General features: G+C 71.8%; 20 protein-coding genes. 6 read left to right on the forward strand and 14 right to left on the reverse strand.

Annotated elements, in window-relative coordinates; translation table 11 throughout:
• The first annotated feature begins 44 nt into the window (after nucleotides 1-44).
• Complete coding sequence (gene aztD / locus OG627_RS02230) at nucleotides 45-1,229, forward strand: zinc metallochaperone AztD (RefSeq protein WP_329060843.1); 1,185 nt, start codon at nucleotides 45-47, stop codon at nucleotides 1,227-1,229.
• 3 nt (nucleotides 1,230-1,232) lie between these two features.
• On the opposite strand, the gene OG627_RS02235 is transcribed toward aztD, so the two are convergent.
• The 4 genes from OG627_RS02235 to OG627_RS02250 all read right to left on the reverse strand — a co-directional run bounded on the left by OG627_RS02235 (nucleotide 1,233) and on the right by OG627_RS02250 (nucleotide 5,641).
• The gene (locus tag OG627_RS02235) at nucleotides 1,233-2,363 is read right to left on the reverse strand and encodes an FAD-dependent oxidoreductase (protein ID WP_329060845.1); all 1,131 of its coding nucleotides are present in this window, start codon (nucleotides 2,361-2,363) and stop codon (nucleotides 1,233-1,235) included.
• Nucleotides 2,360-3,088 carry a TetR/AcrR family transcriptional regulator gene (locus OG627_RS02240; protein ID WP_329060846.1) on the reverse strand — a complete coding sequence of 243 codons (729 nt, stop codon included), beginning with the start codon at nucleotides 3,086-3,088 and terminating at the stop codon, nucleotides 2,360-2,362. Before OG627_RS02240 ends, OG627_RS02235 begins: the two co-directional genes overlap by 4 nt.
• Before the next feature lie 100 nt (nucleotides 3,089-3,188).
• Complete coding sequence (locus OG627_RS02245; protein ID WP_329060847.1) at nucleotides 3,189-3,899, reverse strand: response regulator; 711 nt, start codon at nucleotides 3,897-3,899, stop codon at nucleotides 3,189-3,191.
• Nucleotides 3,896-5,641: a sensor histidine kinase gene (locus tag OG627_RS02250; RefSeq protein WP_329060849.1), complete on the reverse strand. Its 1,746-nt coding sequence runs from the start codon at nucleotides 5,639-5,641 to the stop codon at nucleotides 3,896-3,898. Before OG627_RS02250 ends, OG627_RS02245 begins: the two co-directional genes overlap by 4 nt.
• Before the next feature lie 93 nt (nucleotides 5,642-5,734).
• Here OG627_RS02250 and OG627_RS02255 point away from each other — a divergent pair, with 93 nt between their 5' ends.
• A complete protein-coding gene (locus tag OG627_RS02255; RefSeq protein ID WP_329060851.1) occupies nucleotides 5,735-6,739 on the forward strand; it encodes a Bug family tripartite tricarboxylate transporter substrate binding protein in 1,005 nt (334 codons plus the stop codon).
• A gap of 19 nt (nucleotides 6,740-6,758) precedes the next feature.
• Here the strand turns inward: OG627_RS02255 and OG627_RS02260 are convergent, their stop codons facing one another.
• The 3 genes from OG627_RS02260 to OG627_RS02270 all read right to left on the reverse strand — a co-directional run bounded on the left by OG627_RS02260 (nucleotide 6,759) and on the right by OG627_RS02270 (nucleotide 11,282).
• Entirely contained in the window at nucleotides 6,759-8,171 is a 1,413-nt protein-coding gene (locus OG627_RS02260) for a GntP family permease (protein ID WP_329060853.1), read from the reverse strand.
• Nucleotides 8,172-8,395: 224 nt separating this feature from the next.
• Complete coding sequence (locus OG627_RS02265) at nucleotides 8,396-9,835, reverse strand: DUF6056 family protein (RefSeq protein ID WP_329060854.1); 1,440 nt, start codon at nucleotides 9,833-9,835, stop codon at nucleotides 8,396-8,398.
• On the reverse strand, nucleotides 9,825-11,282 hold the full coding sequence (locus OG627_RS02270) for a glycosyltransferase (protein WP_329060856.1): 1,458 nt from the start codon (nucleotides 11,280-11,282) through the stop codon (nucleotides 9,825-9,827). Before OG627_RS02270 ends, OG627_RS02265 begins: the two co-directional genes overlap by 11 nt.
• A 227-nt stretch (nucleotides 11,283-11,509) precedes the next feature.
• Between OG627_RS02270 and OG627_RS35425 the strand changes: the two genes are divergently transcribed.
• The 3 genes from OG627_RS35425 to OG627_RS02280 all read left to right on the forward strand — a co-directional run bounded on the left by OG627_RS35425 (nucleotide 11,510) and on the right by OG627_RS02280 (nucleotide 14,243).
• Complete coding sequence (locus tag OG627_RS35425; RefSeq protein WP_370443954.1) at nucleotides 11,510-11,587, forward strand: 50S ribosomal protein bL37; 78 nt, start codon at nucleotides 11,510-11,512, stop codon at nucleotides 11,585-11,587.
• A 422-nt stretch (nucleotides 11,588-12,009) separates the two neighbouring features.
• On the forward strand, nucleotides 12,010-13,197 hold the full coding sequence (locus OG627_RS02275; protein WP_329060858.1) for a S1 family peptidase: 1,188 nt from the start codon (nucleotides 12,010-12,012) through the stop codon (nucleotides 13,195-13,197).
• Nucleotides 13,198-13,322: 125 nt separating this feature from the next.
• Entirely contained in the window at nucleotides 13,323-14,243 is a 921-nt protein-coding gene (locus OG627_RS02280) for an XRE family transcriptional regulator (protein ID WP_329060860.1), read from the forward strand.
• 14 nt (nucleotides 14,244-14,257) lie between these two features.
• Here OG627_RS02280 and OG627_RS02285 read toward each other — a convergent pair whose 3' ends face one another.
• The 7 genes from OG627_RS02285 to OG627_RS02315 form a co-directional block, all read right to left on the reverse strand.
• Nucleotides 14,258-14,713 (reverse strand): lamin tail domain-containing protein, encoded by a 456-nt coding sequence (locus OG627_RS02285; protein WP_329060862.1) that lies wholly within the window; start codon nucleotides 14,711-14,713, stop codon nucleotides 14,258-14,260.
• Nucleotides 14,714-14,829: 116 nt separating this feature from the next.
• Nucleotides 14,830-15,024, reverse strand: a complete 195-nt coding sequence (locus OG627_RS02290; RefSeq protein ID WP_329060864.1) for a hypothetical protein — start codon at nucleotides 15,022-15,024, stop codon at nucleotides 14,830-14,832.
• 175 nt (nucleotides 15,025-15,199) lie between these two features.
• Nucleotides 15,200-16,294, reverse strand: coding sequence for an acyl-CoA dehydrogenase family protein (locus tag OG627_RS02295; RefSeq protein ID WP_329060866.1), 1,095 nt, complete (start codon nucleotides 16,292-16,294; stop codon nucleotides 15,200-15,202).
• Complete coding sequence (locus OG627_RS02300; protein ID WP_329060868.1) at nucleotides 16,291-17,478, reverse strand: acyl-CoA dehydrogenase family protein; 1,188 nt, start codon at nucleotides 17,476-17,478, stop codon at nucleotides 16,291-16,293. The genes OG627_RS02295 and OG627_RS02300 overlap by 4 nt, the downstream gene beginning before the upstream one ends.
• Nucleotides 17,475-18,443, reverse strand: a complete 969-nt coding sequence (locus tag OG627_RS02305; RefSeq protein ID WP_329060870.1) for an NADPH:quinone oxidoreductase family protein — start codon at nucleotides 18,441-18,443, stop codon at nucleotides 17,475-17,477. The genes OG627_RS02300 and OG627_RS02305 overlap by 4 nt, the downstream gene beginning before the upstream one ends.
• Before the next feature lie 162 nt (nucleotides 18,444-18,605).
• Nucleotides 18,606-18,863, reverse strand: a complete 258-nt coding sequence (locus OG627_RS02310; protein ID WP_329060872.1) for a DUF5133 domain-containing protein — start codon at nucleotides 18,861-18,863, stop codon at nucleotides 18,606-18,608.
• 168 nt (nucleotides 18,864-19,031) lie between these two features.
• Nucleotides 19,032-20,330 carry an alpha/beta fold hydrolase gene (locus tag OG627_RS02315; RefSeq protein WP_329060874.1) on the reverse strand — a complete coding sequence of 433 codons (1,299 nt, stop codon included), beginning with the start codon at nucleotides 20,328-20,330 and terminating at the stop codon, nucleotides 19,032-19,034.
• A 247-nt stretch (nucleotides 20,331-20,577) separates the two neighbouring features.
• Between OG627_RS02315 and OG627_RS02320 the strand changes: the two genes are divergently transcribed.
• The gene (locus OG627_RS02320) at nucleotides 20,578-21,786 is read left to right on the forward strand and encodes an ABC transporter ATP-binding protein (RefSeq protein ID WP_329060876.1); all 1,209 of its coding nucleotides are present in this window, start codon (nucleotides 20,578-20,580) and stop codon (nucleotides 21,784-21,786) included.
• Nucleotides 21,787-21,892: the final 106 nt, after the last annotated feature.

The following is a 21,892-nucleotide window of genomic DNA, read 5'->3' on the forward strand; positions in this document are numbered from 1 at the left end:
CGCGACAGCAACCGCGAGGAAGAAGGAAACACATGAGGAAGAAAATGACACGCCCCAGAACGACAGCCGCCATCGCCCTGCTGCTGGCGGGCTCCGCGGCACTCACCGCGTGCGGCGGTACGACGTCGGAGCCGTCGGACGCGAAGGCGGACAGCTCGTCGGGCCCGTCGGCGCGGCCGGTCGCTAACCCGGTCGTCACCACGTACGACGGCGGTCTGTACGTCCTGGACGGCGCGACGCTGAAGCTCGCCGAGGACATACCGCTGGCAGGGTTCAACCGGGTCAACCCGGCGGGCGACGACCGTCACGTGATGGTCTCCACCAGCGCGGGCTTCCGCGTCATGGACGCGGTGGGGCGGCGGCTCACGGACGTCGAGTTCAAGGGCGCCAAGCCGGGCCACGTCGTGCGTCACGCGGGCCGTACGGTGCTGTTCTCCGACGGCACGGGCGAGGTCACCGTCTTCGACCCGAAGGACCTCGGTGACACGAAGCCGCAGGCCGAGACATACACCTCCGCCTCCGCGCACCACGGCGTGGCCATCCAACTGGCCAACGGCGAGCTGGTGACCACGCTCGGCACGGAGGAGAAGCGGGTCGGCATCACCGTCCTGGACAAGGACCGCGAGGAGATCGTCCGCAGCGAGGAGTGCCCCGGGGTGCACGGCGAGGCCACCGCGCGCGACGAAGCGGTGGTCATCGGCTGCGAGAACGGCGTGTTGATCTACCGTGACGGCGCCATCAAGAAGGTCAAGAGCCCCGACGCGTACGGCCGGATCGGCAACCAGGCCGGATCCGACGCGTCACCGATCGTGCTGGGCGACTACAAGAAGGACAAGGACGCGGAGCTGGAACGCCCCGAACAGGTGTCGCTGATCGACACGGCGACGGGCAAGCTCCGGCTGGTCGACCTCGGCACCAGCTACACGTTCCGCTCGCTCGCCCGGGGCCCGCGGGGTGAGGCGCTCGTCCTGGGGACGGACGGCCGGATCCATGTCATCGACCCCACGACGGGCAAGGTCACCCAGAAGATCCCCGCCCTCGGCCCGTGGCAGGAGCCGCTGGACTGGCAGCAGCCGCGCCCGGCGCTGTTCGTACGGGACGCCACCGCGTACGTGTCGGACCCCGCGCACAAGAAGCTGATCGCCATCGACCTCGCCTCCGGTGAGCGGTCGGCCTCGGTGACCCTGCCGAAGGCCGTGAACGAGGTGAGCGGTGTGAAGGAGCACTGACGCTCACACCGAGGCGAACATCTCCAGCAGGCCCCGGGGCGCGTCGGCGGCGAAGCAGATGACGAGGTTGGCGGCGGACCCGGCCGCGGCGGACTCACCACGCGGGAACATCACCCGCTCGTACGCGGTCAGCGCGCCCTCGGTGTCATCGGGGCGGGCGGCCAGGGCCAGGCCGAGGTCGGCCCCGTCGATCATCGCGAGGTTGGCGCCCTCCCCGGCGAAGGGTGACATCAGATGGGCGGCGTCGCCCAGCAGCGTCACCCCGGGGACGCGCTCCCAGCGGTGACCGACGGGCAGGGCGTGGACCGCCCGCGGGACCAGGGCGTCGTCGGCGTCGGCGACCAGCGCCCGCAGGCTCGGGTCCCAGTCGGGGAAGAGCGCCAGCACGGCCTCCTTGGCGGTCGGGGTGTCGGTGAAGTCGATGGTGGAGACCCAGTTCTCCGGCACCCTGAGCGTGGCGTAGGTGTGCAGGCAGCCGTCGGACTCGCGGTGCGCGAGGAAGCCCCGCTCCGCGCCGAGCGCGAAGAGCGTCCCGCCGCCGACGACCGAGGCGCTGACGGGGTGGCGGGTGTCCGCGTCGCGGAGGTTCACCTCGACCATCGAGAAGCCGGTGTACGCGGGCCGGGCGTCGGAGACCAGCGGGCGCACCCTGGACCAGGCGCCGTCCGCCCCGACCAGCAGGTCGGCGGTGAACACGGCGCCGTCGGCGAGGGTCACCTCGTGCCGGCCGTCGGCGAGGGTACGGACGTCGGCGGCCTTGGCCCCCCAGTGGACGGTGCCCTCGGGCAGCGCGTCGAGCAACAGGTCGCGCAGCTGCCCCCGTTCGACCTCGGGGCGGGTGCCCGTACCGTCGTCCTCCCGCGCCATACGGACCTCGGCGTGCCGGTCGAGGACCCGCGTGGCCTCCCCTCCCGGCAGGACCAGCGGGCGGAAGTCGTCCAGGAGCCCGGCGGCGCTCAGGGCCGCCTGGCCGGATTCCTCGTGGATGTCGAGCATGCCGCCCTGGTGGCGCACGTCCCGGGACGCCTCCTGGTCGTAGACGGCCGCTTCGATGCCGTGGACGTGCAGGACCCGGGCCAGCGTCAGGCCGCCGAGACCGGCGCCCACGACGGCGATGCGATGGTGCGTACTCATGATGCTGCTCCTTGGTCGCGGGCGGAAAGTGGGCCGCCGTCGGGGGCGGCGGACGGGACCGGGGTGCGCGCGATGCCGTTGATCAGGGCGCGGAAGCCCCAGGCGAGACGCTCGCGCGGCGCGCCGGACAGCAAGGCGGAGCCGAGGGCCGCGATGCGCGGGTGGGTGCGCTCGTCCACCGCGTCGATGGCGCGGGTCAGGGCGTCCCAGTCGTCCCGCTCGTCGTCCGCGCCGTCCCGGCCCGCGTGCTCGGCCGCCGTCGCGGTGGCGTACAGCAGCAGCGCGTCCACGCCCCAGGCGGCCCGCCCTGCGGCCACCCCGCCCTCGTCCAGCAGCCGCAGCAGTGTTTCGAGCAGGGCCAGGTAGCACGGCCCGCCGGGGCGGGCCACCAGCGCGGACGCGGCCAGTCCCGGATGGGCGAGGAGTACGGCGGTGTACGCGGTGAGCAGCCCTTCCAGCCGCTCGTGCCACTCCCCCTCGGCCGGGGCCTCGACCGTTCCCAGGAACTCGTCGAGGATCGCCGCGTGCAGTGCGGCGGTGTTGCTGACGTAGACGTAGAGCGAGGCCGGGCCGGTGTCCAGCTCACGCGCCAGGCGTCGCATGGTGACTTTCCGCAGCCCCTCGGCCCGGGTGATCTCCATGGCGGCGGCCACGATCACGGCCCGGCTCAGGGCCGGTTTGGCGGGGCGCTCCCTGCGGCTGCGCGGTTCGGTGCGGGGGTCCATGCCTTCCACCGTAACGAACATGTTCGTGCAGAACAAGTACGTGACGAACATGTTCGTCACGTCTCACGGGCGGACGTGTTCGTACGGTGGCGGGGAGGCGTCAGCCTCGGGACCGGCTCCCGGCGCGCTCGGCCGGCAGCCAGCGGTAGCGGCGCTCCGGGCGGCCGGCCACGCCGTACCGCAGGGAGACGTCCACGCTGCCGGTGACGGTGAGGTGCTCCAGATAGCGGCGCGCGCTGACCCGGGAGATCCCGATGAGGACGGCGCACTCGCTGGCGGAGAGGGTCCCGTCGGCGGCGCGCAGGGCGCGGGTGACGAGATCCGCCGTCTCGGGGCTCATCCCCTTGGGTACGGCGGGAGCGGCGGCCGGTCCCGCCGTACCGGTACGGGTCAGCAGCCGGTCCACATCGGTCTGGCCGCTGATGACGGCGTTGTCCAGGCTCGCCCGCTGCGCGGCGTACTGTTCGAGCCGGACCCGCAGGTCGTCGAAGTCGAAGGGCTTCAGCAGGTAGTTGACGACTCCGCGGCGTACGGCTCCGCGCACCGACTCCAGCTCGCGCGCGGCGCTGACCACCAGGACGTCGCAGTCGTGCCCCGTCGCCCTGAGGCGGCTGACGACGTCGAGTCCGAAGACATCGGGCAGATAGAGGTCGAGCAGCACCAGGTCCGGGTCGAGTTCCGCGACCCGTGCGAGCGCCTGCTCGCCGGAGTTCGCCTCGCCGATGACGCGGAAGCCCTCGCACCGGTCGACGAATCCGCTGTTGATCCGCGAGACCATGAAGTCGTCGTCGACCACGAGTACGTCGATCATCGGACCGTCTCCATCGTCTCCGCCGTCTCTTCCGTCTCTTCCGTCTCTTCCGTCTCAGCTGTGTCCGCCGTGTCCGCCGTCTCGTGGGCGAGGTGTCCCACGGGCATGTGCGCGGTGAACACCGCGCCGTCGCTGGTGTTGGCGACCGCGACCTCACCGCCCCTGCGCGTACAGACCAGTTGGGTGAGCGCCAGCCCGATGCCGCGTTCGCCGCCCCGGGCCGCCTTGGTGGTGAAGCCCCGGGCGAAGACCTCGTGCGCCAGTCCCGGCGCGACCCCCGGCCCCGAGTCCCGTACCACGATCTCCACGCCGGAGGCGTCGTGGCGCAGCTCGACCTCCACCCACGCCTCGACCGCACCCCCGCCACCGCCGCCGCCCGCACCGACGGTCCCGGCGGCGGCGTCGATGGCGTTGTCCACGAGGTTCCCGGTCACCGTCGCCACATCGGCGGAGTCCCCGGGCTCCAGTCTCGGCAGCGCCGTGCGCTCCGAGAGCCGCAACCTCACCTTGCGCTCGGCGGCCAGTGAGGACTTGGCCATCACGAGGGCGGCGACGGCGGTGTCGTCGATCCGGCTCGTCACCTGGAGGTCCAGGGACTTGCGGTGGCCGCTCAGCACGCGGATGTAGCGCAGCACCTCGTCCGGCTCGTCCATCTGCGTCAGCCCGGAGATGATGTGGAGCTGGTTGGCGAACTCGTGCGCCTGGGCGCGGAGCAGTTCGGTGGTGGAGCGGAAGGAGCCCAGTTCGCGTTCGAGTCTGGCCAGTTCGGTACGGTCCCGCAGCGTGGTCACCGAGCCGAGGGAGCGGCCGTCCTTGACGACGGTCATCCGGTTCATCACCAGCACCCGGCCGCCCCGGATGGCGATCTCGTCACCCGCGTCCCTGGCGGCGGCGCCGGGGTCCTCCCTCTTGCCCGCCAGCACGTCGTAGAGCCGGTCCCCGATGCCCAGCTCGGTCAGGCTCATGCCGACGCAGCGCTCGGGCAGATCCAGCAGCCGGCGCCCCACCTCGTTCACCAGAGTGACGCGCAGCGCGGGATCGAGCGCGATCACGCCTTCGGCGATGCCGTAGAGCATGGCTTCCCGGTGTTCGGCGAGGCCGGTGATCTCGCGTGGCTCCATGCCGAGGGTCTGGCGTTTGATGCGGCGAGCCAGCAGCCACGATCCGAGGACACCGAGGACGACGGCGATACCCAGATAGAGGACCAGGTACGAGGAGGCGCCGGCCAGCCGCTCCCACACCGTCGGCGCGGCCACCCCGATCATCACCGTGCCCAGCTGCCGGCCCCGGTCGGCGGCTGTCTCGCCGAGGACCGGCGCCCGGGCGGCCAGCTCGTGGGCTCCGTCGATCTCGATGTGGCCGGACCAGCCGCGCCCCTCGGCGGCGTCGCTGTCGCCGAGGGGCAGCGGTGTGCCGATCAGGGTGGGGTCGGTGGAGGCGACCGTCCGTCCCCCGGCGTCCGCGACGGTCACCGATGTCACTCCGGACTGGGCCTGTGTACTGTGCACCAGCGGGGCGAGCACCTCGCCCGGCGCCGGCTTCCCGAGTCTGCTGCGTACCAGCGGGTTCCAGGCCATCTGCTCCGCGAGCGCCGTCACCCGGCGTCCCTCGACCCGGTCGAAGGTCGCCTCTGACTGTGCCAGCGAGAGCGCGCCGACGGCCGCCACGACCACCACGATGATGGCGAGTTGGAGGACGAGCAGCTCACCCGCCAGCGTCAGCCGGCGGAATCTCGCGAACACGATGAACTCAATCTTCTCTGACCACACAGGACACGGCGACGCCCACCGCGTCGGACCATCATGGCGCCGGGTGTCCGGAAACGAAAGGGGCGGATGGTGACGGTTAGGATCACCGCGCTGCTGAGTCTGCTGGTCATCGTGCCGGTGCTCACGGCCGGCGGCTGCGGGGGTGCCCCGTGGGACCGGTCGGACGGGACCGGGGGCTGGGCCGCCGAGCCGCGGATCATGGCGCCCAACGCCCCGGGCGGCGGGTACGACAGCACCGCGCGGACGGTGGCCCGGGTGATGGAGGAGACCGGCATCGCCTCGGGGGTCCAGGTGTTCAATCTGCCGGGCGCCGGAGGCACCGTCGGCCTTCAGCGCCTGGTCGACGAGCGGGGCAACGGCGCGCTGGCCATGCAGATGGGGCTCGGGATCGTCGGGGCGTCGTATGTGTCGGGTTCGCGGGTGACCCTGGCTCAGACCACACCGATCGCCCGGCTGATCGAGGAGGCGGGGGCGATCGTCGTGGCGCGGGATTCGCCGTACACCTCGATCGGTGAGCTGGTGAGGGCGTGGCGCGCCGACCCGGGCAGGGTGACCGTCGGCGGCGGTTCGTCACCCGGCGGCCCCGACCATCTGCTGCCGATGCGGCTCGCCAGGGCCGTCGGGCTCGACCCCGGGAAGGTCGGCTACCACGCGTACGAGGGCGGCGGCGAGCTGCTGACGGCCGTCATGGACGGCAGTGTGGCGTTCGGCGCCAGTGGGTACGGGGAGTTCCTCGACCAGGTCGCGGCGGGTCAGCTGCGGGTGCTCGCGGTGACGAGTTCGGAGCCGGTCGGCGTCCTCGACGACGTCCCCACGCTGAAGGCGTCCGGTATCGATCTGGTCTTCGCCAACTGGCGGGGCATCGTGGCCCCGCCGGGGATCAGCGCCCGCGAGCGCGCGCGCTGGACCGACGCGCTGGACCGGATGCGCGGCTCGGCGCGCTGGCGGGCGGAGCTGGTGAAGCACGGCTGGAGCGACGCGTTCCTGACCGGCGACCGCTTCGCCGGCTATCTGGCCGAGCAGGACAGGGCCACGGCGGAGATCCTGTCCCGGCTCGGACTGATGTCGTGAGGACCGGCCCGGTCCCGGCTCAGGAGGCCAGGGCGAAGATGATCCACGCGAAGAGGAATCCGATCACACCGATCAGCGTCTTGATCACCGTCCAGGTACGGAACGTGGTGGGGATGTCCATTCCGAGCAGCTTGCCGAAGAGCCAGAAGCTGGCGTCGTTCACGTGCGGCACGACCGCCGAGCCGCCGGCCAGGGCGAGCACCATCGCGGCCGTCTGTACGGGGTTGAGACCGGCCGCGAGGACCGAGGCACTGAGCAGCCCGGCCGAGGTGGTGATGGCGACGGTGGCGGTGCCCAGCGCGATCCGCAGGATCGCGGCGACGACGAACGTCGAGACGATCAGGGGCAGTCCGGTGTCACGCAGTGTGTCCGCCAGCGCGTCGCCGATGCCACTGGTCACCAGCACGCTGCCGAACATGCCGCCGGCGCCGGTGATGAGGACGACCGGGGCGATCGGCTTGAGGGCGTTGTCGTACAGGTCCTCCAGGAAGTCCCTGCCGCGTCCGCGCCGGGTGCCGAGCACGTACGACGCCGTGAGCACGGTGATCAGCAGGGCCACCGGGGTGCTGCCCAGCACGCGCAGGACGTCGACCCACGCGAGGTCCTTCGCCAGGGATCCGGTGTCCACCGCCGTACGCAGGCCGGTGTTGAGGAAGATGAGTCCGAGCGGGAGCATCAGCAGGAGGAGCACCGTCGACGCCCTCGGCGGAGCGGGGTCGCCGTCGGATCCGCCGTCGCCGCCGGTGTCCTTCCGCGGTCCTCCGGCGAGGAGTTCGGGCACCGGCAGGACGATCCGGCCGCCGATCCAGATCCCGTACAGGTAGCCCGATATGTACCAGGTGGGTCCGGCGATGAGCACGCCCAGCAGCACCACGAGGCCGACGTCCGCGCCGAGGAAGACCGTGGCCGCCACCGCGCCCGGGTGCGGCGGCAGGAAGATGTGCATCGTCGACAGCGCCGCCGCCGCGGGCAGCGCGTAGCGCAGCACACCGCCGCCGAGGCGGCGGGCCACGGCGAAGACGATGGGCAGCATGACCATCAGCGCCGCGTCGAAGAAGATGGGGAATCCGAACAGCAGCGACGCCACCCCCAGTGCCAGGGGTGCCCGTTTCTCGCCGAACAGCCGGATCATGGTGTCGGACAGGGCCTGGGCGCCGCCGCTGATCTCGACGATCCGGGCGAACATCACGCCGAATCCGACCAGCAGGGCGACCTCGCCCAGGGTCCCGCCGAACCCGTCGATCAGGACGTCCACGATCTCGTCCGTGGGTACGCGGGCGGCGAACGCGGTCGCCAGGCTCACCAGCGGCAGCACGATCAGCGGGTGGATCTTCACTTTGATGATGAGGAACAGCAGGGCCAGGACCGCGACCCCCGCTATCAGCAGGAGCGGCAGGGTGCCCAGGGATGACTGCACTTCTTCGGTCTTCATGCTCGGTGGTGTCGCCTTCCCACGGAAGTCAGTGATTCGGGAAGGGGCGTTCGCTGAACGACCGGACCCGCACGCGCACCGACTCTGCCGAAGGGAGTGAGCCGGGTCACTCTTGCGCAGGTAGCGCTCTTATTGATCATTGTGTTCGCGACGGCGGAAGGCCCCGTCCCCCACCGTGGATTCCGGGGGCCGGGGCCTTCGTACGGTGCGCGGCGCGCGCCCGGTCAGGGGCGTCTCGTCGCGTCGGTGATCCGGTCGACGCGGTAGTAGCGCGCGACGCACTTCGCCGGCCACACCTTGCGGCCGTGGTCGGCGAACGGCTCACCCATCCCGCTGATCGGCAGTGGCGTGTACGGCAGGACGTGCGCGCCGAGCGCCGCCCGGGAACGCAGCCACCGGTCCTGGCTGTCCCACGCGAGGGCCCGCGCCCGCATGGTGTCCTCCAGGCGCGCGAGAGGAAGGGCGAGGGCCACGCACACCACGGCGCACACCGCGGCGCCGGTCGCCCGCATCACTCCCGTACGCCGCCGCCCGCGCTCGCGCAGCGCGCCGCCCAGGACGGCGCCGGCGCCGGCGAGCAGCGCGATGTACAGCAGGAGGTAGTCGTTCCAGGTCCGGCTGGCGCCCGCCACCCCCGCGCCGAAGACGGGGTACGCGATGAGCGTGCAGAGCCAGCCGGAGACCAGCAGGGCGAGGACGCCGGTCCCGGACAGCAGGGCCAGGTGCGGCGGCCGGGCCGGCGGGCGGCCGTCCGCCCCTCGGACGAGCAGGCCGAGCAGCAGGCCCGCCGCGACCACGCCCAGGTACTGCCAGGTGGTCAGCAGGGTGGCGAGGACGTGCGCGAAGGCCCGCAGTGATTCGGCCAGCGACTCCGGCGCGAGCATGGACACGCCCTGCGCTCCGTAGCGTTCGCGACGGATCCGCGAGCCGGGGGACGTGACGAGTACGAGCGTCCCGGCCGCGGTGCCGAGGATGCCCGCCACGCACCAGATCCGCGCGTAGGACCAGCGGCGCCCGGTGAGGATCCGGTGGCCGGCCGCGAGGGCGCACGCGAGCGTCACGAACACGACGACCGAGACCCCCTCGGACAGCGTGCCCATCACGGCTCCCGCGACGAACACCGTGGCCACGGCCGCGTTCCCGGCCGCGCGCGAGCGGGCCCGCAGCAGGGGAATCGCGGCGGCGCAGGCGAGCACGGGAGCGACGGTGTGCGAGACGGACGAGGCGGGCCAGTAGAACGTCTTGTACGTGTTGGGTGTCGCGAGGAGGAACACCGCGGTGACCACGGACGCCACGAGCAGCGGGACGCCGCGCGGCGCCGTCAGCCGGGCCCTGCCCAGCGCCGATACGCTCACGCCCCACAGCACGCCGAGCACGAGTACGGCGCTGATCAGCGCGTACCACTGGTGCCCGGCGACACCGAACTTCGCGTAGAGACCGGTCAGTACACCGTTGGCGATCCGGCCGTTGTCCGTGAGGTAGAACTTCCCCACCAGTCCGGAGACGCCGTCGTCCCGCACCACGGGCAGGAAGCACCAGTCGTCCGCGCCGGGGCGGACCCGGCGCCCGAACCACGCCGCGGCGCCCAGGAGGCCGAGCGGCAGGAGCGCGAGCGCCGCCGGCCAGGCCGCCGTCCCGTGTCCCGCGCGCCGCTCAGGCGGCATCGGATTCGTCCGCCGGCTGGACGGGACGGTCGGCGGCGAGCGCGCCGGAGGTGATGGCCCAGCGGGCGAGCAGGAAGGAGAAGGGGGTGACGAGGACTCCGGCGGCCACGGCGGCGAGGTTCTTGTCCATGCCGAGGGCGCTGACTCCGAGATAGAGGAGGCCGCCCGCGGCGACGAGGTTGAAGACGCTCGACAGCGGATAGCGCAGGAAGGCGTGCCAGGTCGGCCTGGTCCGGCAGGTGAGATAAGTGTTGAGGAAGAAGGATCCCACCACGCTCACCAGATAGCCCAGCACATGGGCGGCCAGATACGGCATCGACCTGTTCAGTGAGGCGTAGACCGCCAGATAGACGGCGGTGTTGACGAGTCCGATCGTCACGAAGTAGGCGAACTGCCGCAGGGTGCGGGTCCGCTCGGGCGTCCGGGCCCGCAGGAGGGTACGGCCGCGGGTACGGCCCGCTCCGAGCGGCCGCAGCCTCCCGAGGCGCGGTGTCGGCGTCCGGACCGGGAGCGCCGGACCGGACGCGTCCGTCTCCCGGACCACGTAGTGCGGGCGTTGTTTGGTCTCGTGGTAGATGCGCCCGACGTACTCGCCGATGACGCCGAGTGTGGCGAGCTGGATTCCGCTGAGCGCGACGACGGCGGTCAGCAGGGTCGCGTAGCCGGGCGCGGCGGCCCCGTTGAGCGCGACGTCCACGATGATCCACAGCGCGTAGCCGAGCGCCGACAGAAAGATCCAGAGGCCGGCGTGGATGGCCAGGCGCAGCGGGCGGCTGTTGAAGGAGAGCACTCCGTCGATGCCGTAGTTGAGCAGCCGTCTGCCGCCCCATTTCGAGGTCCCGGCCACCCGTTCACAGTTCTGGTAGGTGAAGCCGATCGTGTCGAAGCCGATCCAGGAGAAGATGCCCTTGGAGAAGCGGTTGCTCTCGGGCAGTGCGAGCACACTGTCCGCCGCGCGCCGGGACAGCAGCCGGAAGTCCCCTGATCCGTCCACGACTTCGACGTCCATGCAGTGCCGCACCACCCGGTAGTAGGTCCGGCTGAGAGCGGAGCGCACCGCGCCTTCGCCCGTGCGGTCCCGCCGGGCGATCACCTGGTCGTAGCCGTGCCGGTGCAGTTCGATCATGCGGGGAAGGAGTTCCGGCGGGTGCTGGAGGTCGGCGTCCATGAGGACCACAGCGCCTCCCCTGGACATCCGCAGTCCGGCGAGCATGGCCGCTTCCTTGCCGAAGTTCCGGCTGAAGGCGAGGTAGCGCACGCGGCGGTCCGTCGCGGCGAGCGCGCTGAGCAGTTCCCGGGTCCGGTCGCCGCTGCCGTCGTCCACGTAACAGATCTCGAAGGCCAGGCGGGTGGGTTCCATGGCCAGGAGCAGCGCGGCGTGGAAGGTCTCGATCACCTCCGCCTCGTTGAAACACGGCACGACGACTGACACCTGAAGGGCCGTCACTGTGCTCCCCTCTGCCCGCTTCTCCCCCGCGCGCCCATCATGGCGGCGTCCGGGCCGCGCTCCGGGCCGGCCGGACGCGACACAAGGATGAAAGGTCGACTTTTCATACATACGGAGGAACGCCGAAGCGGTGCCGCGACCGGGTACGGTGTTCACCGGACGCGGGGCACCGCGAAGCGCCCGGCGTCCGGTGAAATAGCGCACGGTACAACCGGAAAGGAGACGGCATGTCATCGAAGCGTCGCCGTAAGAAGAAGGCACGTCGTAAAAACGGCGCCAACCACGGCAGCCGCCCCCAGTCCTGAGCGACAGGATCAGCCGCACCACGCGGGGAGAACTCCCGTTCCCGGCCGGGACCGTGCCGGGACACGAGGAGTACCCCGCCGAGTGACCAGCGGCGACCGCGCCCCCTTCCCCTCCCGGGAAGGGGGCGCGGTCATGTCCGCCAATCTGGACCATACGGGCCACAAGGAACCAATCGCTGAATCTCCGCGCATGAAATGACTTTCCCGAGAATTCTTCGCGGATTTTCAACAGCGACTGGTAACTCTGTTGAATGTTTAGCAACGGAGGCTCTTGAACCGGCCAATGAAAATGCGTCAGAGTTCCGTTGCGGCGCCAGGGAAACCGGCGCCGCCAGACGGCGGCCACCCTGTGCGATCGGCTTGTCCGGGCCATCGCACTCCCCCCATGCACGGCCGCCCGCTCTGTGAACGGAAGGAATACCGTGCGAATATCGCGGAACATTCTGGCGGCCACCGCCGTCGGCGCCCTTCTCGCCGTCACCGCCGCCTCCGGCGCGCAGGCCGGCGAACAGCCCGCCGACCGCTACGACCCGGCGATGGTCAAGGCCCTGGCCACCAGTCTCGGAGTCAGCGAGCAGGCCGCCGCCACGCGGCTCGACCGCCAGGCAGCGCAGCAGGACAGACTCTCCGCGCTGGACAAGAAGGGCGTGTCCACGGACGGCGCCTTCTTCGACAAGGCGGGCTCGCTCGTCGTCAACGCGACCGGCGCCAAGGCCGAGCAGCGTATCGAGGACGCCGGTCTGACCCCGCGGGTGGCCGAGCACGGCAAGACCGCGCTCGACCGGATCAAGGCCGAGCTGGACACCAAGGCGCTCGACCAGGCTCCGGCCGGCGTCACCGCCTGGTCGGTGGATCTCGCCTCCGACACCGTCACGGTCGAGGTCAACAACGCCAAGAGCGCGGCGGCCAAGTCCTTCCTCAAGGCCGCCCGCGCCCACGGCGACGCCGTCCGCGTGGTCGAGGACCAGCAGAAGCTCAGCACCCAGGCCGTGGTCAGCCCGGGTGACGAGATGGCCTTCAACGGCTATGTCTGCTCGGTCGGTTACGGTGCCAGCGACTCCTCCGGCAAGCAGTACCTCGTCACGGCGGGCCACTGCATCGAGGACCTGCCCGTGCTGTCGTACAAGGGATCGCGCTTCGCCCAGGGAACCGACTCCCGCTTCGCCGTCGGCAGCCGCAGCGTCGACATGGGCATCGCGGCCGTCGACTCGGGCAGCTCCATCGCCACGCAGGTCGGGACGTACGGCAGCGCCGGCACCGTCGCCGTCCAGGGCAGCACGCGGGCCGCGGCCGGCGCCGACCTGTGCAAGTCGGGCCGTACGACCTTCTGGACCTGCGGCAAGGTCAGCTCGTACAACGTGACCGTCACCTACTCCGACGCCAACGGCGGCCCCGACACCGTCGTGACCGGGCTGGGCAGCTCCACGGTCTGCACCGAGGGCGGTGACAGCGGCGGCGCCTACATCTCGGGCAACCAGGCCCAGGGCATGACCTCGGGCGGCCCGTCAGCTCAGCGGTGCAGCGGCAGTGTGAACTCGCCCGGTTCCTCCTACTTCCAGCCGCTGGACGACGCCCTCTCGCACTACCAGCTCACGCTGAACACCAACTGATCCCCCTCCCCCCACCGGATGACGGGGGCCACTCATCGGATACGGTGAGTGGCCCCCGTCCTTCGATCGTCCCTCCTCGTCCGAGCCCGGCCGCGTCCGGCCGGTCCATGAGGGGAGGAGTACCCGTGCACCAGGAGAGCGGCCCGGACACCACCTTCGCCCTGGTCTTCCAGCAGGCCATCAAGAGCCGCGGCCTGTCCCTGGACCGTGTGCGCAACCGCCTCGCCGAGCAGGGCATACGGATCAGCCTGACCACCCTCAGCTACTGGCAGCGCGGACGCAGCGAGCCCGAACGGGCCGGATCACTGCGCGCCGTCGACGCGCTGGAGCAGATCCTCGCGCTGCCGACCGGCGCGCTCCGTTCGCTGATCGGCCCCTACCGGCCGCGCGGGCGCGTCGCGTCGCAGGCCCACGATCTGCGGACCTCGCACCGGGTGTTCGGGGAGAACTCGCTGGCCGAACAGATCCTCGGCGACGACTTCGGCTCGCTCAACGAGGACATCGGCACCCTGAGCATCCGCGAGACCGTCACCATCGACGAGAACCGGCGCCTGAGTTCCATCGCCATCCAGCAGGTGCTGCGCGCCACCCGCGAGGGCGCCGACCGGCTGACCGCCGTCCACACCTTCGACAGCGGGGCGCGCTCGGTGCGCATCACCGTGCGCTGCGGAATGCCGGGCCAGGTCCGCTTTCTGCCCGAGGTGAGCACCGCCGTGACCGAAATAGAGTTCGGCAGAAAGCTGGCGAAGAACGAGACGGCGGTCATCGACTACACCATCTCCGTCGATCCGGGAGACGGCTGCGACGACCATTACGAGCGCCGTACCCGTGTGCGGCTGCGTGAATATCTGCTGCACGTCTATTTCCACCCGGCGGCGCTGCCGGTGGTCGGTCACCGCTACTACCGCGAGCGCTCCGGCGCGGAGAAGAGCTACAACCACCGGGTCGTCCTCGACGCGTCGCACACCGTCCACGCGGCGGCGGGCAGATGCCCCGCCGGCATCCACGGCATCTCCTGGGAGTGGCCGCGGGCCGACGGGGGCTGACTCCGGCGGGTCCGTCAGCAGTTCTTGTAGTCGGCCCTCGGGTTGTTGTACGAGCAGGTGTCGGCCTTGGCACCGGACGCCTTGCGCAGCGTCGCGGTGTCCTTGTCGTTGTTCCACACGTAGGCGCCGCGGTTCTGGTAGCGGTTGGCCGCCGTGTTCTTGCCCTTGCCGGTGCGTACGGTCACCGTCTTGCCCTTGCCGAGGCTGTAGCTCCCGAAGGTGTACGTGTGCTTCGACGCGTCGGTGAGCGTCCAGCCCTTGAGGCTCACGGCCTTCGACGTGGTGTTCTTGATCTGCACCCACTCGGCGTTGAGGCTCGCGTTGGAGCGGTTGTCCGGCCCCGGGCTGTTGTAGTAGATCTTGTGCAGGTGCACCGAACCGGCGGCGGCCTGCGCCTGGGCGGGCAGCAGGACCGATCCGGCGAAGGCCGCCGCGACGGCGGCGGTGGCGAGTGTGCGGGTGTGACGCATGCGTGATCCCCACGTTCGGGCCGAGCACCCCCCAATGGCAGCTCGGCAGACGCACATAATAGGGATATCGCATGCCCCGGCGGACGCCCGTTACAGAACGCGGACATCGGCGGACATCAGGGGTTGAGGCTGCTGACCACCCCGGCCGTCGCGGAGATGCCGTTCGCGATGGACGGCGCCATGCTCGTCCCCGCGAGGAAGAACCCGAGCAGGACACAGACCAGCGCGTGCGAGAGCTTCAGCCCGCCGCTGCGCAGGAAGACCACCGCGAGAATCACCAGAAGCAGCAGCACTGAGATGGAAATGGCCACGGACAACCTCCTCCGCCGCACCGTTGTGCGCGGCATTCGGCCGCCAGTGTGGCGGAGGAGACGGTCCGTACGGCCGACTGGCGTGTCCGCCGTACGGGTGGTTCGGGCCGGGGACGGGAGTGGGGGCGGGCCGTACGGGTGGCGCCCGGCGGCGCCGGGACGCCGGGCGCGGTCGCTATCCGGGGGCGGGCAGGTCGGTGAGCGCGGCCAGCGCCTCCTTGTGCCGGCCGGTCGAACCGAGCGCCGTGGCATCGGACTTGGCGCGTTTGAGGGCGAGGTGCGCGGGGTGCTCCCAGGTCATGCCGATACCGCCGTGCAACTGGACGCACTCCTCGGCGGCGTGGACCGCGACCGGGCCGCAATACGCCTGGGCCAGCGCGACCGCAAGCGGAGCGTCGGGGCTGCCGGTGGCCAGCGCGTCGGCCGCCGCCCGCGCCGCGGCGCGGGCCGAGACCACCTCCAGCCACAGCTGGGCCATCCGGTGCTTGAGCGCCTGGAAGGATCCGAGGGGGCGGTTGAACTGGTGCCGGTCCTTGGTGTGCCGGACGCTCTCCTCCAGACACCATTCGGCGATGCCGAGCTGTTCCGAGGCGAGCAGCCCCGCCCCCGCCAGCAGTCCCGCGCGTACCGCGCTCCCGGCCACGGGCGCCGCGGCGATCCGCAGTCCGGCGCCCGGGTCGACGGTGACGGCGGCGAGCGGCCGGGTCAGATCGAGCGGCGTCAGCGGCTCGACGGTGACGGCGGGCGAGGCGGTCTCGACGGCGTACAGCCCGTCCTGACGCGGGACGAGCAGCACATCGGCCCGTACCGCGTCGGCCACACCGCGCACCGGGTCCGCGCCGACCGGGAGCGGGGAGTCCGGGGCCGTGCCGAACGGCAGCGCGAGCACCGCGACCCTGCGGCCCTCCGCGAGCGCGGTGAGCAGCCCCGCGATGTCCGGGCTGTCGGCGTCGCAGGCGAGGAGCGTCGCGGTCGCCGTCACCGAACTGGTGAGATACGGCGCGGGCGTGACGGCCCGGCCCAGCTCCTCCAGCACGACGGCCGCCTCGCGGTGGCCCGCGCCCTGGCCGCCAAGGCTCTCCGGTACGAGCAGACCGGCCACGCCGATCCCGGCGGTGAGCGAGGTCCACAACGCGGGGTCGTACGGGTCGCCCGACTCGGCGCGCGTGAGTGCGGCCGGGAGGTCGGCGCGGTCGGTGAGCAGCGCCCGTACCGCGGCGCGCAGATCGTCCTCGGGCTCGGAGTAGAGCAGATCGGGGGGTGTGGTCATCGGGCGAGGTCCTTCCAGGCGACGTCCTTGTCGTCACGCGGCTCCGAGGGCAGCCCGAGCACGCGTTCGGCGACGATGTTCAGCAGTACCTCGCTCGTACCGCCCTCGATGGAGTTGCCCTTCGAGCGCAGATAGCGGTAGCCGGCGTCCCGGCCGGTGAAGTCGACCAGCTCGGGCCGGCGCATGGTCCAGTCGGAGTACAACAGGCCCTCGTCACCGAGGAGTTCCACCTCAAGGCCGCTGATCTCCTGGTTGAGCCGGGCGAAGGAGAGCTTCAGCCCGCTGCCTTCGGGGCCCGGCTGTCCGGCGACGAGCTGCTGGCGCACCCGCTCGGCGGTGAGCCGCGCCACCTCGGCCTCCACCCAGAGGGTGAGCAGCCGCTGACGCAGTTCGTGGGTGCGCAGCTCCGGCCGCTCGCGCCAGGTGCGGGCGACCGCGCCGATCATGCCGCCCTCGCGCGGGAGGCGGGCGCCGCCGATGGAGACCCGCTCGTTCATCAGTGTCGTACGGGCGACCTGCCAGCCCTCGCCGATCCCGCCGAGGCGGTGTGCGTCGGGGATGCGCACACCGGTCAGGAACACCTCGTTGAACTCGGCCTCACCGGTGAGCTGGCGCAACGGCCGTACCTCGACACCGGGGTCGGTCATGTCGCAGAGGAAGTAGGTGATTCCCCGGTGCTTGGGCAGTGTCGGATCGGTGCGCGCGATGAGGATGGCCCAGCGGGCCAGATGCGCGCTGGAGGTCCACACCTTCTGCCCGTCGACGATCCAGTCGCCGGAGGCTTGGTCACGTACGGCGCGGGTCGCCAGCGCGGCGAGGTCGGAGCCCGCGCCCGGCTCGCTGAACAGCTGGCACCACACCTCGTCACCGACCCACAGGGGCCGCAGGAAGCGCTCCTTCTGCTCCTGGGTGCCGTAGCGCAGGATGGTCGGCGCGGCCATGCCGAGGCCGATCCCGATGCGGCGCGGATCGTTGTCGGGGGCGCCCGCCGCCGCCAGACCGGCGTCCACGACGCTCTGGAGCGAGCGCGGCGCGTCGAGTCCGCCGAGTCCCTGCGGGTAGTGCAGCCAGGCCAGTCCGGCGTCGAAGCGGGCTCGCAGGAAGTCGTCCCTGCCGGTGCCGGACGGCGGATGGGCGGCGATCAACTCGGCTACTCGGGTGCGCAGTTCGGTGGCGTCGGTCATCGGCGGGCTCCTTGCGGGAGTACGACGGAACGGCCGGTGGTGGCGCCGTCGGCGACGCGCTGCACGGCGTCGGCGGCGCCCTTCATCGCCACCCGCTCCCCGACGAGCGGCCGGATGGCGCCCCGGTCGGCGAGCGCGGTCAGCTCCTGGTGACAACGCGCCACCGCCGCCGGGTCCTTGGTGGCGTAGAGGCCCCAGTGCAGGCCGAGGATCGTGTAGTTCTTCACCAGCGCGTGGTTGAGGGCGGGGGTGGGGACCACACCGCTGGCGAAGCCCACGACCACCACCCGGCCCTCGAAGGCGACACACTTCACGGACTTGGCGTAGGCGTCCCCGCCCACCGGGTCGTAGACGACGTCAGCGCCCCGGCCGCCGGTGGCCTCCTTGACGGCCGCGACGATGTCTTCGGTGCGCCGGTCGATGACCAGGTCGCAGCCCAGCTCCCGGGCGACCCCGGCCTTGTCGGCGCCGCCGACGACGCCGATGACGGTGGCGCCGGCGGCCTTCCCGAGCTGTACGGCCGCGCTGCCGACCCCGCCGGCCGCCGCGTGGACGAGCAGGGTCTCCCCCGGCTGGAGGCGCGCCCTGCGGTGCAGCCCGAACCAGCCGGTCTGGTAGCCGATGTGCAGCGCGGCGGCCTCGGCGTCGTCCAGCGCGTCGGGCGCGGGCAGCAGAGCCGACGTGTCGGCGACGACATAGTCGGCGAGCCCGCCGTTCGGCAGCGCGGGGGTGGCGATGACCCGGCGGCCGTCCTCGGTCTCGCCGCAGATCTCGACACCGGGGGTGAAGGGCAGCGGCGGCCGGACCTGGTACTGGCCCCGGCAGAGCAGCGCGTCGGGGAAGTTGATGTTCGCCGCCCTGACCAGCAGCAGGGTCTGTCCGTCCGCGGGGACCGGGCGCTCCACCTCCTCCAGCCGCATCACCTCGCTCGGCTCGCCGTTCCGGTGCACTCGCCATGCCTGCATTGGGGGCCTCCACACACGATGGGCAGTACCGCGCATACTAAGCGGTCGCTTGCCACGCTGGAAACAGCCTTGTCACGCCGGAGACGGCGGAGCCCGCGCGAATCGCGCGGGCTCCGTGACGTGTGTGTGAGTGCGTGCGGTGGTGTGGGGTGCGGACAGGTCCTAGTCGCGGCCCGCCGGTGCGACGCTCCTGGGCGTCTCCGGGAAGATCGGTACGGGTCTGATCCGGCGCAGATACGCCTCCGCCTGCCAGATCGCCTCACGAGCGGTGCGCTGCCCCATCAGTACGCACAGGGTGTACGCGACGTCCTCGAACCGGCCGCGTACGGTCTCGTCGAGTGGATCGGCGAGTACGAGCCGCTCCCAGGCACGGTACCGGGCCAGCAGATCGGCGACCAGATGTCTGTTCGGCAGCAGCATGTCCACCACCTCCCGCTCGGAATCGGCGCGCTCCCGCCCGCCTCGGCGCACAGCGGAGCATCGGCCCCCATGGCTCCATTGTGCCCCCGCGGCCCCGCATCCGCGCGGTGAGCGAACGCGGGGGCGGGGGCGGGGCGGACGCGGGGCGGGAGCGGGACCGCGGAGCCCTCAGCCCTCGCCGCGCGCGAGCGCCAGCAGCCGGTCCAGGACACGCGGCCCACCGGCCCGTACGCCGTCGTGCTCGAACTCGTCCGTCACCCAGGTCCGCAGCCCCCGGATCGACCGCGCGGTGCGCAGCGACTGCTCCGTGTCGACGTACATGTCGTCGTGGTAGACGGCCGCAGCGACCGGCACCTCGTTGGCGGCGAGCCGGGCGGGGTCGTACAGCGCGGGCCAGTCGTTACGGGCCGCGAGCAGGTCCGCGGTCTCGCGCAGCGGGACCAGGGCGGGGTCGTTCTCGAAGTGCCAGGGGTGGATGGACTCGCCGGTGAAGTACAACGGCCCCTCACCTGCCAGGGTCTTGGCCGCGTCGAACCGGGCGAACTCACCGCGCACCCGCTCGGCGGCCCACTCGGCCGGCCGGCCGTCCTGGGCGTAGATCGCCTCGTGGAGCACCGCGTACAGCGGATGTCCGGCGAACGAGAGCGCGGACGCCACGTTCTCCTGGAAGGCGTCGGAGAGGACCGGGCCCTTCGGCGTGCGGATGAAGGCGTTCTCCAGCAGGTGGTTCAACTGGTGGCTGCCGTCGCCGCCGCCGAGGAGGATGCCGAGCGACTGGAACGCCTCGGGGGTCAGGGTGTATCCGCCCGGCAGCACCGGCCGGTGCTCCGCCGCGTACCGCGCGATCCGGCGGGCCCGCCCGATGTCCTGCGGATAGCGGGCGTAGTGCGCCTCGACCTTGCGGGCGATCCGCGGATACGCGGCGCGGTAGACCTCGTCCGCCGTGGCGTCGAGCGAGGGCAGCCCGCCGGTGATCAGGACGGTGGCCAGGCCCTCGGGGGCGGCGCTGAGGTAGTGGGTGGCGCAGAAGCCGCCGAAGCTCTGGCCCAGTACGGTCCAGGGGGCGCCGCCGGTCAGCAGCGGCCGGATGGTCTCGCAGTCGCGCACGATGGCGTCGGCGCGGAAGTGCCAGAGGTAGTCGGCCTGTTCCCGGGGGCCGCCGCGCAGCGGGAGCGTCTGCCGGTTGGCCGGGGTGGAGAGCCCGGTGCCGCGCTGGTCGAGGAGGAGCACCCGGAACTCCTGGAGGGCCCGGCCCAGCCACGCCTGCCGGCCGATGAACCTGCGCGCCCCGAAGCCGGGTCCGCCCTCCAGATAGACCAGCCACGGCAGGTCCTCGCCCGCCCGCGCGCTCGCGACGGCCTCCCGCGCGTACAGCTCGATGCGCTCCCCCGCCGGATCCCCGTGATCCAGGGGGACCGTGAAGCTGTGGTCGGTGAGGACGACGCCGGGATGGCGATAGCTGGTCAAGACGGTTCCCGTTCTCGATGGCCCCCGGGCGGGGGCGGCCCATGCCGGACAGTTCAGCACACCGGGGACGGCCCGCCCGAGCCGCCCCGTTGTCCCGGGCTCGATACGCACGGGGCGCCGGTCGCGTTCAGCGGCCCGGCCGTGACCGGGCCCGGCCGGGCCCCGCGGACGGCGCCGGACGGCTCGGGAGTTCTCGTACAGTCCCGGCCCGAGTGCGCGCGGGGCGGACGGCTCCTAGCGTGAGGTGATGATCCGGTTCGAGCGGGTGAGCAAGGTCTACCCGGACGGTACGACCGCCGTCGACGGGCTGTCCTTCGAGGTCGCCGCCGGCGAGCTGGTGACGCTGGTCGGGCCGTCCGGCTGCGGCAAGACGACCACCATGATGATGGTGAACCGGCTGATCGAGCCCACCTCCGGCCGGGTGTTCGTCGACGGGCACGACATATCCGGGGTCGATCCGGTGGAGCTGCGCCGCCGGATCGGCTATGTCATCCAGCAGGTCGGGCTGTTCCCGCACCGTACGGTCCTCGACAACACCGCGACCGTGCCCGCGCTGATCGGCTGGAAGAGGGCGCGGGCCCGGGCGCGGGCGGCGGAGCTGCTCGATCTGGTGGGGCTCGACCCGGCGACGTACGGTCCGCGCTATCCGGCGCAGCTGTCGGGCGGGCAGCGCCAGCGGGTGGGGGTGGCACGCGCCCTGGCCGCCGATCCGCCGGTGCTGCTGATGGACGAGCCGTTCGGCGCGGTGGACCCGGTGGCGCGCGAGCGGCTCCAGAACGAGTTCCTGACGCTCCAGGCGACGGTGCGCAAGACGGTGCTGCTGGTGACGCACGACATCGAGGAGGCGGTACGGATGGGGGACCGCATCGCCGTGTACGGGGAGGGGCGCATCGAGCAGTACGACAGCCCGGCGGCCGTCCTCGGCACCCCCGCCACCCCGTACGTGGCCCGTTTCGTCGGCGCCGACCGGGGGCTGAAGCGGCTGTCGGTCACCGCTGTCGAACGGGCCGATCTGGAGGAGCCGCCGGTCGCCAGGACCGAGGAGCCGGCCGGGGACGCGGCGCGCCGGATGCGGGCGGAGGGCGCCCGCTGGGCGGTGGTGCTGAACGGCGACGGCGAACTCCACGGCTGGGTCTCCGCCGAGGCGCTCGACGGCGCCGGGAAGGACGCGGGGCGGCACCCGGAGCGGCCGGAGCGTGGAGGGCCGGCGCAGCCTCGGGTGGGCGATCTGGCCCGGCGGATGGAGGCATGGGTGCCGCTCGGCTCGCCGCTGAAGCAGGCGTTCAGCGAGATGCTCCAGCACGACGCGGGGTGGGTGGCGGTCCTGGACGGGAGCCGGTTCGCGGGGGTGCTGACCCCGGCGAAGCTCCACGAGGCGCTGCGCCGCTCGGTCGACGCGGACGCGCAGGGGATCGGGCGCGCGGAGGTCGACTTCGACTCGGTGTCGGACGCGTAGGGCGTGCCCGGCGTACGGCCGCGCCCCCGTACACAGCTCATCGGGCGATCACCACATCGGTACGGTCCAAGCGTCCGGTCTCAGCCAATTTCGCTCGTCGCGATGT

The organism is Streptomyces sp. NBC_01429, assembly GCF_036231945.1.
Classification (GTDB): Bacteria; Actinomycetota; Actinomycetes; order Streptomycetales; family Streptomycetaceae; genus Streptomyces.

Excerpts from the sequence above, each read along its gene's own strand:
- aztD (WP_329060843.1), top strand. The coding sequence starts at position 45 with ATGACACGCCCCAGAACGACAGCCGCCATCGCCCTGCTGCTGGCGGGC.
- OG627_RS02235 (WP_329060845.1), bottom strand. The coding sequence starts at position 2,363 with ATGAGTACGCACCATCGCATCGCCGTCGTGGGCGCCGGTCTCGGCGGC.
- OG627_RS02240 (WP_329060846.1), bottom strand. The coding sequence starts at position 3,088 with ATGGACCCCCGCACCGAACCGCGCAGCCGCAGGGAGCGCCCCGCCAAA.
- OG627_RS02245 (WP_329060847.1), bottom strand. The coding sequence starts at position 3,899 with ATGATCGACGTACTCGTGGTCGACGACGACTTCATGGTCTCGCGGATC.
- OG627_RS02255 (WP_329060851.1), top strand. The coding sequence starts at position 5,735 with ATGGTGACGGTTAGGATCACCGCGCTGCTGAGTCTGCTGGTCATCGTG.
- OG627_RS02260 (WP_329060853.1), bottom strand. The coding sequence starts at position 8,171 with ATGAAGACCGAAGAAGTGCAGTCATCCCTGGGCACCCTGCCGCTCCTG.
- OG627_RS02265 (WP_329060854.1), bottom strand. The coding sequence starts at position 9,835 with ATGCCGCCTGAGCGGCGCGCGGGACACGGGACGGCGGCCTGGCCGGCG.
- OG627_RS35425 (WP_370443954.1), top strand. The coding sequence starts at position 11,510 with ATGTCATCGAAGCGTCGCCGTAAGAAGAAGGCACGTCGTAAAAACGGC.
- OG627_RS02285 (WP_329060862.1), bottom strand. The coding sequence starts at position 14,713 with ATGCGTCACACCCGCACACTCGCCACCGCCGCCGTCGCGGCGGCCTTC.
- OG627_RS02295 (WP_329060866.1), bottom strand. The coding sequence starts at position 16,294 with ATGACCACACCCCCCGATCTGCTCTACTCCGAGCCCGAGGACGATCTG.
- OG627_RS02300 (WP_329060868.1), bottom strand. The coding sequence starts at position 17,478 with ATGACCGACGCCACCGAACTGCGCACCCGAGTAGCCGAGTTGATCGCC.
- OG627_RS02305 (WP_329060870.1), bottom strand. The coding sequence starts at position 18,443 with ATGCAGGCATGGCGAGTGCACCGGAACGGCGAGCCGAGCGAGGTGATG.
- OG627_RS02310 (WP_329060872.1), bottom strand. The coding sequence starts at position 18,863 with ATGCTGCTGCCGAACAGACATCTGGTCGCCGATCTGCTGGCCCGGTAC.
- OG627_RS02320 (WP_329060876.1), top strand. The coding sequence starts at position 20,578 with ATGATCCGGTTCGAGCGGGTGAGCAAGGTCTACCCGGACGGTACGACC.